This window comes from Acidimicrobiales bacterium (genome assembly GCA_035512495.1).
Classification (GTDB): Bacteria; Actinomycetota; Acidimicrobiia; order Acidimicrobiales; family CADCSY01; genus DATKDW01.
The window spans coordinates 16,252-30,696 of record DATKDW010000082.1; the positions used below are offsets into that span (position 1 = coordinate 16,252).

14 protein-coding genes are annotated in these 14,445 nt (G+C 71.6%); 10 read left to right on the top strand and 4 right to left on the bottom strand.

The window, feature by feature from the left end; genetic code table 11:
* The first annotated feature begins 92 nt into the window (after nucleotides 1–92).
* Entirely contained in the window at nucleotides 93–1,496 is a 1,404-nt protein-coding gene (locus VMN58_11915; protein ID HUF33901.1) for an amidase family protein, read from the top strand.
* A gap of 16 nt (nucleotides 1,497–1,512) precedes the next feature.
* Here VMN58_11915 and VMN58_11920 read toward each other — a convergent pair whose 3' ends face one another.
* Both VMN58_11920 and VMN58_11925 read right to left on the bottom strand, forming a co-directional pair.
* On the bottom strand, nucleotides 1,513–2,370 hold the full coding sequence (locus tag VMN58_11920; protein HUF33902.1) for a PAC2 family protein: 858 nt from the start codon (nucleotides 2,368–2,370) through the stop codon (nucleotides 1,513–1,515).
* Between the two features lie 44 nt (nucleotides 2,371–2,414).
* Nucleotides 2,415–3,311, bottom strand: coding sequence for a YihY/virulence factor BrkB family protein (locus VMN58_11925; GenBank protein ID HUF33903.1), 897 nt, complete (start codon nucleotides 3,309–3,311; stop codon nucleotides 2,415–2,417).
* A gap of 248 nt (nucleotides 3,312–3,559) precedes the next feature.
* Between VMN58_11925 and VMN58_11930 the strand changes: the two genes are divergently transcribed.
* The 6 genes from VMN58_11930 to VMN58_11955 all read left to right on the top strand — a co-directional run bounded on the left by VMN58_11930 (nucleotide 3,560) and on the right by VMN58_11955 (nucleotide 9,356).
* The gene (locus VMN58_11930; protein ID HUF33904.1) at nucleotides 3,560–4,249 is read left to right on the top strand and encodes a citrate/2-methylcitrate synthase; all 690 of its coding nucleotides are present in this window, start codon (nucleotides 3,560–3,562) and stop codon (nucleotides 4,247–4,249) included.
* Between the two features lie 40 nt (nucleotides 4,250–4,289).
* Nucleotides 4,290–4,733 (top strand): GNAT family N-acetyltransferase, encoded by a 444-nt coding sequence (locus tag VMN58_11935; protein HUF33905.1) that lies wholly within the window; start codon nucleotides 4,290–4,292, stop codon nucleotides 4,731–4,733.
* A gap of 261 nt (nucleotides 4,734–4,994) precedes the next feature.
* Nucleotides 4,995–6,194, top strand: a complete 1,200-nt coding sequence (locus VMN58_11940; protein HUF33906.1) for an ATP-binding protein — start codon at nucleotides 4,995–4,997, stop codon at nucleotides 6,192–6,194.
* Between the two features lie 54 nt (nucleotides 6,195–6,248).
* Nucleotides 6,249–6,989: a dipeptidase PepE gene (gene pepE / locus VMN58_11945; GenBank protein HUF33907.1), complete on the top strand. Its 741-nt coding sequence runs from the start codon at nucleotides 6,249–6,251 to the stop codon at nucleotides 6,987–6,989.
* Between the two features lie 112 nt (nucleotides 6,990–7,101).
* Nucleotides 7,102–8,241, top strand: a complete 1,140-nt coding sequence (locus VMN58_11950; protein ID HUF33908.1) for a DUF1611 domain-containing protein — start codon at nucleotides 7,102–7,104, stop codon at nucleotides 8,239–8,241.
* Nucleotides 8,238–9,356 (top strand): alanine/ornithine racemase family PLP-dependent enzyme, encoded by a 1,119-nt coding sequence (locus tag VMN58_11955; protein HUF33909.1) that lies wholly within the window; start codon nucleotides 8,238–8,240, stop codon nucleotides 9,354–9,356. Before VMN58_11950 ends, VMN58_11955 begins: the two co-directional genes overlap by 4 nt.
* A gap of 9 nt (nucleotides 9,357–9,365) precedes the next feature.
* On the opposite strand, the gene VMN58_11960 is transcribed toward VMN58_11955, so the two are convergent.
* Nucleotides 9,366–10,091, bottom strand: coding sequence for a GAF and ANTAR domain-containing protein (locus tag VMN58_11960; protein HUF33910.1), 726 nt, complete (start codon nucleotides 10,089–10,091; stop codon nucleotides 9,366–9,368).
* A gap of 185 nt (nucleotides 10,092–10,276) precedes the next feature.
* On the opposite strand from VMN58_11960, the gene VMN58_11965 reads away from it, so the two are divergent.
* The 3 genes from VMN58_11965 to VMN58_11975 all read left to right on the top strand — a co-directional run bounded on the left by VMN58_11965 (nucleotide 10,277) and on the right by VMN58_11975 (nucleotide 13,633).
* Nucleotides 10,277–11,224 carry a dihydrodipicolinate synthase family protein gene (locus tag VMN58_11965; GenBank protein ID HUF33911.1) on the top strand — a complete coding sequence of 316 codons (948 nt, stop codon included), beginning with the start codon at nucleotides 10,277–10,279 and terminating at the stop codon, nucleotides 11,222–11,224.
* The gene (locus VMN58_11970; GenBank protein ID HUF33912.1) at nucleotides 11,215–12,627 is read left to right on the top strand and encodes an NADH:flavin oxidoreductase; all 1,413 of its coding nucleotides are present in this window, start codon (nucleotides 11,215–11,217) and stop codon (nucleotides 12,625–12,627) included. Before VMN58_11965 ends, VMN58_11970 begins: the two co-directional genes overlap by 10 nt.
* An 82-nt stretch (nucleotides 12,628–12,709) precedes the next feature.
* The gene (locus VMN58_11975; GenBank protein ID HUF33913.1) at nucleotides 12,710–13,633 is read left to right on the top strand and encodes an alpha/beta fold hydrolase; all 924 of its coding nucleotides are present in this window, start codon (nucleotides 12,710–12,712) and stop codon (nucleotides 13,631–13,633) included.
* Nucleotides 13,634–13,641: 8 nt separating this feature from the next.
* Here VMN58_11975 and msrA read toward each other — a convergent pair whose 3' ends face one another.
* Nucleotides 13,642–14,286 carry a peptide-methionine (S)-S-oxide reductase MsrA gene (gene msrA, locus VMN58_11980; GenBank protein ID HUF33914.1) on the bottom strand — a complete coding sequence of 215 codons (645 nt, stop codon included), beginning with the start codon at nucleotides 14,284–14,286 and terminating at the stop codon, nucleotides 13,642–13,644.
* Nucleotides 14,287–14,445: the final 159 nt, after the last annotated feature.

Sequence of the window (14,445 nt, forward strand, 5' to 3'; positions counted from 1 at the left end):
GGCCTCCAGAGCCCGCAGCGTAGTGTCGCCGTCCCCCGCCCCGGAGCGGTGGGTAGAGTCGCCCCCGTGCTCGCCGGCTTCACCCCCCGCTCGTGATCCGCGACAGCGCCATCGAGGTGGCCGAGTCGGTCCGCGCCGGTCGACGCCGTGCCGTGGAGGTGCTCGACGAGGCTCTGGCGGCGGTCGCCGAGGCCGACCCGGCGCTCAACGCCTGGGTCGTGGTCGATGAGGGTCTGGCCCGTCGGGCGGCGGAGGCGGTGGACGCCACGGTGGCGAGGGGCGACGACCCCGGCCCGCTGGCGGGCGTCCCGTTCGGGGTGAAGGACCTCGAGGACTGTGCGGGCTTCACCACGGGCCACGGTTCGCTGGTGTACGCCGACCACCCGCCGGCCGCCCGCGACTCGCTCCACGTGGCGCGCATGCGGGCAGCGGGCGCGGTGCCGCTGGGCAAGACGGCGGCGCCGGAGTTCGGCACCCTCAACTTCACCAAGAACCGGGTCACCGGCGTGACCCGCAACCCATGGGACCCGAGCCGCACCCCAGGCGGCTCGTCAGGGGGCTCGGCAGCGGCAGTCGCCTCGGGCATGGTGCCGATGGCCACCGCCAGCGACGGCGGCGGCTCGACCCGGATCCCGGCGGCCTTCGCCGGCCTGGTGGGGTTCAAGCCCAGCCACGGCCGCATCGCCAACCCCAGCGCCCAGGCGTCGCAGACGTCAGTCGTGGGCGTGGTCACCACGACGGTCGCCGATGCCGCCCGGCACCTCGACGTCACCGCCGGGCCCGACGAGGCCGACCGCCTCTCCCTGCCGCCCGCCGGGGTGGTCTACGAGCAGGCCATCGCCTCGCTCGACGTGTCCGGCCTCCGGGTGGCGTGGTCCTCGGACCTCGGCTTCGCCGCGGTGGCGCCCGACGTCGAGGAGGTTGCCCGGTCCGCCGCCGGGGACCTCGTCGAGGCCGCCGGCATGACGTGGGTGGAGCGCGAGGTGTCGCTCACCGACCCGGTGCGGGCCTGGATGTCCTCGGGCGCCGTCGACCTCTGGCTCGATCTCGAGCCCGGGATGTGGCCCGAGCGGGCTGACGACCTCACCCTCTACGTTCGCCAGGTGTTCGAGCAGACGGAGTCCTACCAGGTCTCCCGCTACGCCCGCGCCCTCCAGCGTCGCCTGGAGCTCCAACGCGAGACCGCTGCGCTCTTCCACGACGTCGACGTGTGGCTCACCCCGACGACGGCCGTCACCGCCTTCGCGGCCGAGGGCCCACCGCCCGACGAGATCGCCGGCCGCCCGGTGGGCCCCGCCATGGCCACCCCCTTCACGATGCTCGCCAACCTCTGCTGGGGCCCGGCGTGCTCGCTGCCCGCCGGGCTCGGCGCCGACGGCCTCCCCGTGGGCTTGCAGGTGATGGCGCGGCGTCACGCCGACGAGGTCGTGCTCCGGCTGGCCCGTGTGCTCGAGGAGGCTCGCCCGTGGCCGAGGTGGGCCCCGGAGCGACCCTGACCTCCGGGCCCGGCGCTCAGTCGCGCTGCTCGCGCAGGAAGCGCTCGACCTCGTCGACCAGCGAGGCCGCGGAGGGCAGCTCGTCGCCGGTGCCGCCGGCCTCCTGGGCGGCGTAGCGGGCTTCGAGGCGGGTCACGTACTCGGTCATCTCCTCGTCGTCGACGACCACCTCGGTGACCTGTCGCTCGTAGGAGGCAGCGGCGATCTCGAGGTCGGTGACGGTCACCGGGACGGCGAGCAGCTCGGCGGTGCGCTCCACGAGGGCGAGGGCGGCCTTGGGGGACGGGGCACCGGGCACGTACGCCGGCACGGCCGCCCAGAGCGACGCGCCGGGGATCCCGGCGGCGGTGCAGCGGTCCTGGAGGACGCCGACGATCCCGGTGGGTCCCTCGTAGCTCGACCGGCGCAGCTCGTGGCGCTCGATGAGCTCGTCGTCGACCGAGGTGCCGATGATGGACGTGGGGCGAGTGTGGGGGACCTCGGCGAGGAGGGCGCCGAGGGTGAGGACGAGCCTGGCGTCGAGCTGCTCGGCGACGGCGACCACCTGGTCGGCAAAGGTGCGCCACCGCAGCTGCGGCTCGGTGCCGACGACGACGACGGTGTCGACCCCGGCGCCGCTTCCCGAGGTCAGCTCGGTGGACGGCCACTCGATCTCCCGGGTCACCCCGTCGGTGAGCACCACCTGGGGGCGCGTGGTGGTGAAGTCGAAGAAGTCCTCCGGGTCGATCTCGGCCATGGGATCGGGCGCCCAGCGGCCCCGGAGCCACCGCGCCGCCGTGCTGGCGGCGTCGCCGGCGTCGTTCCAGCCCTCGAAGGCGGCGATGACGACCGGACGGTGGAGCGCCGGTCGGCTGATCCAGCGGACGTGCTCCATGGGTCCGAGGGTACCGGTTTGGTCCTCCCGTCCCCGCCGGACCGTCAGGCGCGGGCGCGGACGCGCTCGTCCCGGGAGGGGGCACCGGGGACTTCGTCAGGGTCGGCGGTCTCGCCGGCGCAGCTGCGGGCCAGGCAGAAGCCGGTGAGCAGGATGGCGTTGGCGAGGTACAGCCAGAGGGCGAGCAGGACGACTGCGGCGAAGCCGCTGCCCGCCACCCGCTCCTCGAAGTCGGCGCCCTGCCCCAGGTAGACGATGTAGCCGAGCGACATCACGGAGATGGCGGCCGCGGCGGCTCCGGCGCCCTGGAGCAGCGACCGAAGCGGCAGGGGGTCGGGCCCGAAGACCCGATAGATGACGGCGAGCGTGACCAGCCCGGCCGCCGTGCCGGCGATCAGCGCCAGCGCCCACCCCGCGACCATGAGCAGCGCTCCGTCGCCGAGGACGTTCGTCGCCAGGTACGACGTGGCCAGCGCGCCGAGCACGAACACCGGTAGGAGGATGACGAAGAGGAGCGCCTTGGCCCGGCCGCGCAGCCCTTGGGCCACTCGCTTCGGGCGTTGGGAGATGCGTTCGAAGGCGCGAACCAGCCCGCCGCCGTAGGCGGTTGCCGGCCAGAGGGCGGCGATCAGGGCGCTGACCCCGATGCCGGTGTCGATCCCCGCGAGCTGGTCGATCGCGCCGGAGACGTCGGCGCCGCCCGGGGCCAGCTCGTCGAGGTTGGCGCCGAGCTGGCGGAGGCCGTCCTCCCCGACGATGCCGCCGGCGATCCAGAAGCCGATGACGACGAAGGGGGCGATCGAGATGAGGCCGTAGAAGGCCAAGCCCCCGGCGAAGAGCAGGAGCTCGTTCTCCCGGATGGCGTCGATGAGGGCGCCGACCGTCGGCGGGAGACGGCTCTTGGCCGCCTCCAGCCGGTCGTCGAGCGCCCGCGGGCTCAGATGCCCCGGCGGCCGCGGCCGCGCATGGTGAAGCCGCCGAAGGCGCCGAGCAGGAGCAGGACCACGAGGATGATCAGCAGGGTTCTCATGCACGGATCCTTCCCACCTTCGGCGATCCTTGACCCTTCGGGCTCCTAGGATCGGGCCGATGGTCGAGGTGCCGCCGGGGCTGAAGGGCCTGCTCGTCACCGACACCGAGGTCGGCGATGTCCGGGGACCTCTTGAGGTTGCGGCAAGGTGAGGAGCCCGTGGCCGTTCGCCCCGAGCTGGGTCACGCCGCCCACCTCCTCCACCAGCACCTGGGGGAGGTCCCCGACCCGGACGTTGCAAGGGCCCTCGAGCAGTACCTGATCACCACCATCGACCACGGGTTCAACGCGTCGACCTTCACCGCCCGGGTGATCGCCTCCACCGGTGCCGACCTGGGCTCAGCCGTCGTCGGCGCCCTCGGCGCCCTCTCTGGTCCGCGTCACGGCGGCGCCCCGAGCCGTGCGCTCGACGCGCTCGACGCCATCGGTGAGCCCGGTGCTGCCGCCGCCTGGGTGCGTGCCACCGTCGGCCATGGGGAGCGGATCATGGGCTTCGGCCACTCCGTCTACCGGGGCCCCGACCCACGGGCCGTGCTGCTGCGGGAGGTCGCCCTGCGCCTCGGAGGCCGGCTCGTCGACCTGGCCGTGGCGGTCGAGCCGATCATCACCCGCACCCTTGACGAGCTCCGGCCCGGGCAGCGCATCAGCACCAACGTCGAGTTCTACGCCGGGGTGGTCATGGCCCGGTGCGGCCTGCCCCGAGAGGCGTTCACCACCACCTTCGCCGCCAGCCGGTCGATCGGGTGGTGCGCCAACGTCCTCGAGCAGGCACGCGACCCGCGGGTGATCCGGCCCAGCGCCCGGTACGTGGGGCCACCGGCGCCGCAGCCGGTGCCGCCCGGTCCGTGAGGCGGCGCCGCCATCGGTGGGCAGGGGTACGGTCGGCACCATGAGCGTCGTCGTGCAGGAAGCATCCGAGGTCACCTCGGCCGTGGTGGAGGCGTTCGAGCGCCTCGTGCCGCAGCTGTCGCGGACGTCCCCCCCGCCGGACCGCGCCGCGCTCGACGAGATGCTCGCCGCGCCGGGGACCATGGTCCTGTTGGCCCTCGACAGCGACAGCGGCGACATCGTCGGGAGCCTCACGCTGGTGGTGTTTCGCATCCCGACGGGCATGCGGGCCTGGATCGAGGACGTGGTCGTCGATGAGGCCGCTCGTGGCCGCGGGGTGGGTGAGGCGCTGAACGAGGCCGCCCTCGACCGGGCGCGGCGCCTCGGAGCCCGCACCGTCGAGCTCACCAGCCGCCCCTCCCGCGAGGCTGCCAACGCCCTCTACCGCAAGCTCGGCTTCGTGCAGCGGGAGACCAACGTCTACCGGTACGAGCTAGAAGGCTGACTCTCCTCGGTCTATCGTCCTGACTCGCCGTCTGTACGCAACCACGCCTCCCTGGCGCAGGCGCATCGGCCCAGGTGGCCTTGCCTCGCCAGCCGCCCGATGGGTGGTGCGCGCAGACATCCGGTGATCGACATCAGTCGTAGCCGATCATCTCCGACGCCGCAGACGCTCGCGGAGTTGAGGCGGATCAGAGGTGCTCCGCGTTGTGTTATGAGACTTTCTCTCACCATCTATGAAGATTCACAGACGGCGACATAGAGTATGATCGTGGACCCTGTCAGGAACCCCTACTCGCCTGGTGCGGGCACCCCGCCGCCATACCTGGCAGGACGGGACGACTTGATCGCTGCGTTCGACACACTCCTGGGACGGGCAACGATCGGCAACACGGTGCAGCCGCTCGTGCTCTCAGGTCTACGAGGCGTCGGCAAGACCGTCCTCCTCCTCCAATGGAGGTCTCAGGCAGAGGCTGCCGGCTGGACCGCCAGTCACATCGAAGCGCGAGCGACCGTGGACCTGCGTCACCAGCTCGGTGACGCAGTTGCCGATCTCCTTCGCCAGGTGAGCCGTCGCTACCGCAATGCCCAACGCGTCGAGCGACTGAAGCGGGTGGCTGCCTCGTTCATCCGGACGGCCGGTGCCTCGGTGTCGCGCGGAGGCATCACCCTCGACGTCGACCCAGAGCCTGGTGTTGCAGACTCCGGTGATTTGGAGACCGACCTCACCGAGTTGCTCATCGAGCTCGGAACTGCGGCCAGGGAGGAGGGCGTCGGCGCGGTGATCCTGATCGACGAACTGCAAGACGCCGGATCCGAGCACCTCGCCGGTGTCGTCGGTGCGTGCCACCGCATCAACCAGGAGCGCCTTCCAGCGCTGGTCGTCGGAGCGGGCTTGCCCACCGTCGGGAAGGTCCTCTCGGACGCCAAGTCCTACGCTGAGCGCCTCTTCGACCTTCGCACCGTCGGTCCACTCGTCGGCGAGGCCCAGGACCTGGCCATCGTCGAGCCCGCCGAGGACCTCGGTGTTGCCTTCGAAGCAGCCGCATTGGGAGCACTGCGTTCTCTGGCGGGCGGATACCCGTTCTTCATCCAGACACACGCGAAGTTCGTCTGGGACGCGGCGATCGACAGTCCGATCGACGAAGCGGATGTCGCAGCGGCATCGCCGCTCGCCGAAGACCAGCTGCGTCGCTCGTTCTTCGGTCCGCGTTACGACAGGGCAACGCCAGCCGAAAGGCGATACATGCATGCCATGGCGGCACTCGGCGATGGCGGCGTGGCGACGGCCGACGTGGCGGCCAAGCTCGGTCGACGCCAATCCGCTGTGTCCGTCCAGCGCGACGGTCTCCTGAACAAGGGGCTCGTCTACGCCCCCGAGCGCGGGCTCGTGGCGTTCACCGTGCCGCACATGTCCGCACACCTTCGCTCGCTACCGACCCACGAGTTCACCGATGACTTCTAAGAACTCGTCGTACACGAACGTCTACCGCTTCACCCTCGGCTGACCTGGTCGCGGATGGACCTCCTCCTGCTGTCGAACTCCACCAACCACGGCAGCACGATGTACTCGCACGCCCGTGACGAGATCGTCGAGCTGGTGGACGGCGACGCGGTGGTGTTCATCCCCTATGCCCTGGCCGACTGGGACGACTACGCCGACCGGGCCACCGCCGCGCTCGGCGGCTTCGGCGTCGACGTCGCATCGGCGCACCGGTCGGCTGATCCCGCCCGGGCCATCCTCGAGGCCCCGGTGGTGATGATGGGTGGTGGCAACACCTTCCGGTTGCTCGACACGCTCTACGGCCTCGGAGTGCTCGAGCGGCTCGGCCAACGGGTGCGAGAGGGAGCCACCCGCTACATGGGGGCGTCTGCGGGGACCAACGTGGCCTGTCCCACCATCCGCACCACGAACGACATGCCGATCTGCATGCCCCCGAGCCTCGATGCGCTCGCACTGATCCCCTTCCAGATCAACCTCCACTACCTCGATGCCGAGCCCGACTCGACCTTCATGGGCGAGACCCGTGCCGAGCGCATCGAGGAGTTCCTGGAGGAGAACGACTGCCCGGTGGTCGCGATGTACGAGGGCTCGTTCCTCCGCGTGTCCGGTGACGCCGCCGTGGTGACCGGTCGCTCCCGGCTCTTCGAACGGGCGAGCCACCAGGCGTTCGACGAGCAGCTCGATGCCTCCCCGCTGCTGCGGGCCACACCCCGCTTCGACGCCGGGAGGCGCCCAAGGGGCGGAACCACGGGTTGAGCGGTAAACTCGGCCGCTCACCCTTGCTTAGCGGGGACCTCTTCTCTTCGCTCCGGTCGTCGTTGACCGAGCCATCTGGTCGCCTCCTCTGAGTCCAGCTCTGAGGAGCCCCATGTTCGTGCCCTCCGCACCCCTTCCCGTCGTCGCGCCCGCCCGTGCGTTGCCGGCCCGTCCGACCGCCGTCGTCTACTGCGAGGCGAACTTCGGCGCAGGCGATGGCAAGACGGCCAACGGGCTGGTCCGGCACTCCGAGCGCTACGAGATCGTGGCGGTCATCGACAGCTGGCAGGCAGGCCTCGACGCCGGCGAGGTCCTCGACGGCGAGGTGAGCTCGATCCCCATCGTGCGCGACCTGGCCGGCGCGATCTCGCTCGTGGGTGGCACCCCCGACGTCTTCATCTTCGGGGTGGCGCCGTCGAGCGGCATGCTCTCCGCGCCGGAGCGCCTCGTCATGCTCGACGCCATCGGTCGCGGGATGCACCTGGTCAACGGCCTCCATGAGTTCCTGAACGACGACCCGGAGTTCGCCGCCGCAGCCGCCGCGAACGGCGTGACGATCCTCGACGTGCGCCGGCCGCGCGACAAGAAGGATCTGCGCCTGTTCAGCGGGCGCATCGCCGAGGTCACCTGCCCTCGCATCGCCGTGCTCGGCACCGACAGCGCCATCGGCAAGCGCACGACGGCCACGCTCCTCACCCAGGCGCTCAACGAGCGTGGCATCAGGGCGGTCATGGTCGGCACCGGCCAGACCGGCCTCATCCAGGGTGCGCGCTACGGCGTGGCACTCGACGCCATCCCGTGCCAGTTCTGCTCGGGCGAGATGGAGGCGACGGTGGTGGAGGCATTCGAGGGCGAACACCCCGATGTGATCGTCATCGAGGGTCAGGGCGCGCTCAGCCACCCTGCCTACCTCTCGTCGAGCTTCATCCTGCGGGGCAGCCAACCCCATGCCGTGGTCCTCCAGCACGCGCCGGCCCGGCGCACGCTCGGTGACTTCCCCGGCGTGGCGATGCCGACCCCGGCGAGCGAGATCAACCTGATCCAGACCTTCGCCGACACGCGGGTCATCGGCCTCACGATCAACCACGAGGACATGACCGACGCCGAGGTGACTGCCGCCATCATCGGCTACGAAGCCGAGCTCGGGATCCCAGCGACCGACGCCCTCACCCGATCGCCGGACCGCTTGGTCGACATGGTGCTCGGCGCCTTCCCCCAGCTCGAGGTGAAGCTGGTCGCGGCAACCTCGTGAGCGGTCCGAGACTGGAGCTGCGCCTCGACCGGATCCGCCACAACGCCGCGACCCTCGTCTCCCGCCTCGCCGCCCGCAAGATCGCCGTCACCGGCGTCACCAAGGTGACGCTGGGGTCGGCCGAGGTCGCCCGGGAGCTCCTCCAGGCCGGTGTCCGCTCGCTCGGGGAGTCCCGGATCGAGAACGTCGAGACCCTGCGCCACGCTGGGATCACCGCCCCCATGACCTTGATCCGCTCGCCGATGCTGAGCCAGGTCGACCGGGTGGTCGAGCACGTCGAGGTCAGCCTCAACAGTGAGCTCACCGTGCTGGCGGCCCTCTCGGCGGCGGCCGGCGCCCAGGGCAAGCGACACGGCGTCGTCCTCATGGTGGAGCTCGGCGACCTCCGGGAGGGCATCCTGCCGGGGGACGTCGCGGCGACCGTCCGGGAGACCCTCCGCCTCCCCTCCATCGACCTCGTCGGCATCGGCACCAACCTGGCCTGCCAGAGCGGCGTGACGCCCGATGCCCGCAACATGGCTGAGCTGTCGTCGCTGGCGACCTCGCTCGAGTCGACCTTCGGGGTGAGCTTCGACGTGGTATCAGGCGGGAACTCGGCCAACCTGGACTGGGCCCTCGGGTCTGGCGACGTCGGTCTCGTCAACGACCTCCGCCTCGGTGAAGCAATCCTCCTCGGGCGCGAGACCCTTCGCCGGCGTCCGGTCGATGGCCTCCACACCGACGCCATCACCTTGGTCGCCGAGGTGATCGAGGCCAAGGTGAAGCCGACGCAGCCTTGGGGCGAGATCAACCAGGCCGCCTTCGGCGCCTCCACCGCCGTGGTCGACCGGGGCACCATCTCCCAGGCCATCGTGGCCCTCGGCCGGCAGGATGTCGATCCCGCCGGGCTCGGAGCGCCCCCGGGGATGGCGGTCCTCGGTGCCAGCAGCGACCACCTCGTGCTGGACACTGGGGCGACCACCCTCCCCGTCGGGTCGGAGGTGCGCTTCGCGGTCGACTACAGCGCCCTCCTCGCGGCCATGACCTCGCCGTTCGTCGGCCGGGTCTTCACCCGGGGCGATGAGCCGGGGGATGGGCCGAGCCCCGCGGTGTTCGACCGCGCCGGCGCCCCCTGACGCCGTCGCTCACTCCGAGTCGACGAGGCTGCGTTGCTCCACGATGCGCTGGGCGACCTCTCGGAGCTTGATGTTCTCTCGCTGCGAGGCCTGGCGCAGCAGATCGAAGGCATCGTCGGCTGTCCTGCCCGGTGAGGCGGCCATCAAGATGCCCTTGGCCTGTTCGATGACCGCCCGGCTCGCCATGGCCTCGGTCAGCTGCTCGCCCAGCTCGAGGGCGTCCCAGTAGGCGACGGCGTTGGCCAGCACGGCGGCTGCGGCGACGGCGAGGTCCACCCCGAGTGCCTCGTCGTCGTCGGAGAACCCGTGGCGGCGGCCGGAGTAGAGGTTCATGGCGCCGAGGGCCCTGCCGGCCGCGACCAGCGGCAGCGACAGGGTGCTGTGGACACCGTGGCCGGCGCAGGTGGCGGAGAACTCGGGGTAGGCGCCGCCGTCACCGGCGGCGATGTCGTCGAGCCTGACGACCCGGTCGTGCCGCCAGGCGTCGAGGCAGGGGCCGCGCCCGCTGTCGTACTGGCTCTGGTCGATGTCGGGGGACTCCTGGTCGGTGAAGACCTCAGTGGTCGGCTGCCCCTTGTCGTCGAGCATGGTGAAGCCGGCGAACTCGGCGCCCGGCAGGGCCGCCACGGTGATCTCGGCCACCCGTCGGAGGCTGTCGCCGAGCGAGGCCTCCGCCACCAGGAAGGTCGATAGGGATCGCAGGGCCTCGGCGAGGGCGTCGTCCTTGGTGCTCATCACGGCCTTCAACGTCGTTGGAGACGGTGGCCCTGTGTGGTCAAGGAGGAACGTCTGCACCCACCTTACTGGTGTGACGTCGCAGTTCAGGACGTCTGGGCCGCCCCGCCGGACGTCCTGCGGCGGGGGCCGTTCCGTCGAACTGCGAGACTTGGCCTGCCGTCGACGTCGAGGGGGTGCGGGTCGTGAACACCGTGGAGGTCGCCGCCCGCCTTGCTCCCGAGCGGCCGGTCACCGGGATGGCGGCCGTCCTCCTCCCGTACACGGCGGATGGCGCTGTCGACTGGCCCGCGCTGGAGGCCCATGTGGCGCGCACCGCCGAGGCGGGCCTGACGCCGGCGGTCAACATGGACACCGGCTACGTCCAGCTCCTCGACGGCACCACGTCCGCCCGGGTCCTCGACCTGGCCGCCGCCGTCACCGGCGGGTCGTTCGTGGCGGGTGCCTTCGTGGCGGACGACGCCGGTGCTGCGGTCGACCTCGATGCGCACCGCGCCGCGGCCGAGGCGGTCGCGGCGCGCGGTGGCACGCCGGTCGTCTTCCCCTCCCACGGGCTCAACGGGCTCGCCGAGGACGGCTGGGTGTCGGCGCTCGCCGCCATCGGCTCGGCGGTCGACCGCTTCATCGGCTTCGAGCTCGGCCCGAGTTTCGTCCCCTACGGGAGGATCTTCTCCCTCGACGCCTACCGAGGCCTCATGGGGATCCCGTCGTGCATCGGGGCCAAGCACTCGTCGCTGAGCCGGCGCCTCGAGTGGGATCGCCTCGTCCTGCGGGATGAGGTGCGCCCCGACTTCATGGTCCTCACCGGGAACGACCTCGCCATCGACATGGTCATGTACGGCTCGGACTACCTGCTCGGCCTCGCCACCTTCGCCCCCGACGCCTTCGCTGAGCGCGACCGCCTCTGGGCCACCGGCGACGCCTCGTTCCACGAGCTCAACGACCTGTTGCAGTACCTCGGCCAGTTCGCGTTCCGGCCGCCGGTGCCCGCCTACCGCCACGACGCGGCGATGTTCCTGGAGCTGCGCGGCTGGGCGGGCAGCGACGCCACACCACCAGGGGCACCCCGTCGCCCAGCATCGGATCGCGCCGTGCTGGCCGACATCGTCGAGCGGCTGGGCCAGTGGGTGTGAGGTACACCCAGGTCAAGAAGCTCGCCTCAACGGAGGCGCTGCGACGCCACCTGGCCGGACTCGGGGTCGAGGTCCCGGTCGACGACGAGGTCGACCCGAACGGGGTGCTCGCCACCCCGCTCGACGTCGTCGACGCCGGCGCCGGGACCCTCCGTGTGCCCAACCGGTTCGCGGCGCTGCCCATGGAGGGGTGGGACGCAACCGTCGACGGCCGGCCCACCGATCTCGTGCGGCGACGCTGGGCACGGTTGGGCTCGAGCGGTTGCGGACTGGTGTGGGGTGAGGCCACCGCGGTGCGGCCCGACGCCCGGGCCAACCCCAACCAGCTCGTGCTCGACGAGTCGACCGTCGACGGCATCGCCGCCCTGCGGGACCTCCTCGGCCAGGAGCAGGTTGCCGGCCTCCAGCTCACCCACTCGGGACGGTGGAGCCGGCCGGGTGGTCGACCGGCACCGCGCACCGCCTACGAGCACCCGCTCCTCGACCGCCGCGTCGGTGCCTCGGCCAGCGACGTCCTCGGCGACGACGAGCTCGACGAGCTGGTGGCCGGCTTCGTCAGCGCCGCGGTGCTGGCAGAACAGGCCGGCTTCGACTTCGTCGACGTCAAGCACTGCCACGGCTACCTGCTCCACGAGCTGCTCAGCGCCACGGGCCGGCCCGGGCGCTACGGCGGGGACCTCGCCGGCCGGACGCGCTTCCTCCGCTCCGTCGTCAGCGGCATCCGGGCATCCGCACCGGGGCTGGCGGTGGCGGTGCGGCTGTCGGCCTTCGACCTCGTGCCCCACGTCGCTGGAGACGACGGGACCGGGGTCCCCGAGACCACCGGTCCGTACCACCACGCCTTCGGCGGTGACGGCACCGGACTGGGGATCGACCTCGGCGAGGCCCACGCCTTCCTCGACCTGCTCGCCGAGCTCGGGGTGGGGCTGGTCGGCATCACGGCCGGCAGCCCCTACTACACCCCCCACGTCCAGCGGCCCGCCTACTTCCCGCCCTCCGACGGCTACCAGCCCCCCGAAGACCCCCTGGTGGGCGTGGCCCGTCACCTGGCGGTCACCGCCGAGCTGGCGGCCGCCCACCCCACGCTGGCCCTCGTCGGCTCCGGCTACTCCTACCTCCAGGACTGGGTCCCCCACGTCGCCCAGGCCGTGGTGGCCTCGGGCGGCGCCGCCATGGTGGGGCTGGGTCGCATGGTCCTGTCCTACCCGGACCTGCCCGCCGACGTCCTCGCCGGCCGGCCGGTGCAGCGACGTCTGGTGTGCCGGACGTTCAGCGACTGCACCACCGCCCCCCGCAACGGTCTGGTGTCCGGCTGCTACCCCCTCGACCCCTTCTACAAGGAGCACCCGCAGCGGGTGGAGCTCACCCGGGCGAAGCGGGCGGCGAGGCCCAGCCCACGCTGAGCCGTCACCAGCCGAGACGAGCATGGCGAGGCGGTGTGACAGACCGGGAGGATCTGCCCGTGTCGGTGGCGAACTCTGGAGGGTGCGCCGCCTCGGGGTCCTCGTCATCGTCCTGGCCGTCGTCTCGCCGCTGGCTCCACTGCGGGCCGGGATGGTCGAGGACACCCTCGGCCCATCCGAGCCCCGGCGGGAGTTCGAGAAGGGGTTCGTCGAGTACCTGCCAATCGACCGCCAGTCCGAGAGCACCCTGTCGTCTTGGGACGACCCCCATGTGGGCGGATGGGGCGGCGTCCTCCCCGGCGACATCGACGGCGACGACGAGTGCGTGCGCCGGCCGCGGCTGCGCCCGGTCGTCTTCGTCCACGGGACCACGGAGGACGCCTGGTTCTGGCGGGCCGCCGAGAACGACGCGACCGTCGACGTCCGCGAGCGGTTCCTCGCCGCAGGTTGGTGCCCAGACCAGCTCTGGGCGATCTCCTACACCGGTGGCAAGGGCTACTTCACCTACAACGACATCAACGCCGACGAGGTGGCCGAGTTCATCGACGCCGTCCGCCGGTACACGCGGGCCCCCAAGGTCGACGTGGTCACCCACTCGCTCGGCGTCACCGTCTTCCGCAAGGCGGCGTTCGAGCACCCGAAGCTGTACCGGCGGGTGGCCAACGTCGTGGCGATCGCGGGCGCAAACGAGGGGGTCACCACGTGCCGGGGCCTGGGGACGGCGCAGGGCAGCGAGGTGTGCATCGAGCTCGAGCCCGGTTCCGAGTGGCTCGCCGAGCTCAACTCCATCGGCCAGACCCCGAGGGGGCCTTCGTACCTCGCGCTGTACGACCCGGTCGGCGACCAGTTCTACCAGGGGCCCGACGCCCGCAGCCCCCGCCTCGAGGGCGGGTGCAACCATGAGATGCCCGGTGCCTTCCACAACGGCCTGGCCCGGGGGCCGCTCGCGGTCTCGACCTACATCCCGTTCCTCCAGGGGGGTCAGCTGCCGGCCTGCCACCCCTGAGCCGACCCCTAGAGCACCCCGGTGGGGCAGGCGACGCCGGTGGAGCCGAGGCCGCAGTAGCCCGCCGGGTTCTTTGCGAGGTACTGCTGGTGGTAGTCCTCGGCGTAGAAGAAGGGCTGGTCGTGGGCGATCTCGGTGGTGATCCCGCCGTGGCCCGCGGCCGTGAGGCGCTCCTGGTAGGCGGCCCGGGTGGCTGACGCCACCCGCCGTTGCTCGTCGGTGGTGGTGTAGACGGCAGAGCGGTACTGGCTCCCGACGTCGTTGCCCTGGCGCATGCCCTGGGTGGGGTCGTGGCCCTCCCAGAAGACCTTGAGGATCTCCTCGTAGGACACGGCCTCGGGGTCGAAGACGACCAGCACCGCTTCGGCGTGGCCGGTCTGGCCGCTGCACGTCTCCTGGTAGGTGGGGTTCGGGGTGAAGCCGCCGGCGTAGCCCACGGCGGTGCTGTGGACGCCCGGCAGCTCCCAGAACAGCCGCTCCGCCCCCCAGAAGCAGCCCATGGCGACGATCGCCACCTCGAGGTCGTCGGGGAAGGGCGGCGCGATGGGCGTGCCGAGGACCAGGTGCTGGTCGGCGACGGGCATCGGGGTGTCCCGGCCGGGGAGGGCCTGGTCTGGGGTGACCATGCTCGGCGTGGTGCGGAAGAACGACACGGGTGCTCCTGGTGGATCGACGTCGTGTTCAACAGCCTGCACCAGGGAGGGCATTCCGGCCAGCCGCGCGCGCGGGTCGAGAGCGAGGGCAGGGGTGCGAACAGGCGGAGACGGGAATGGGCCATTCGGCCCATTCCCAGCGTGGGGATCCCACAGTTG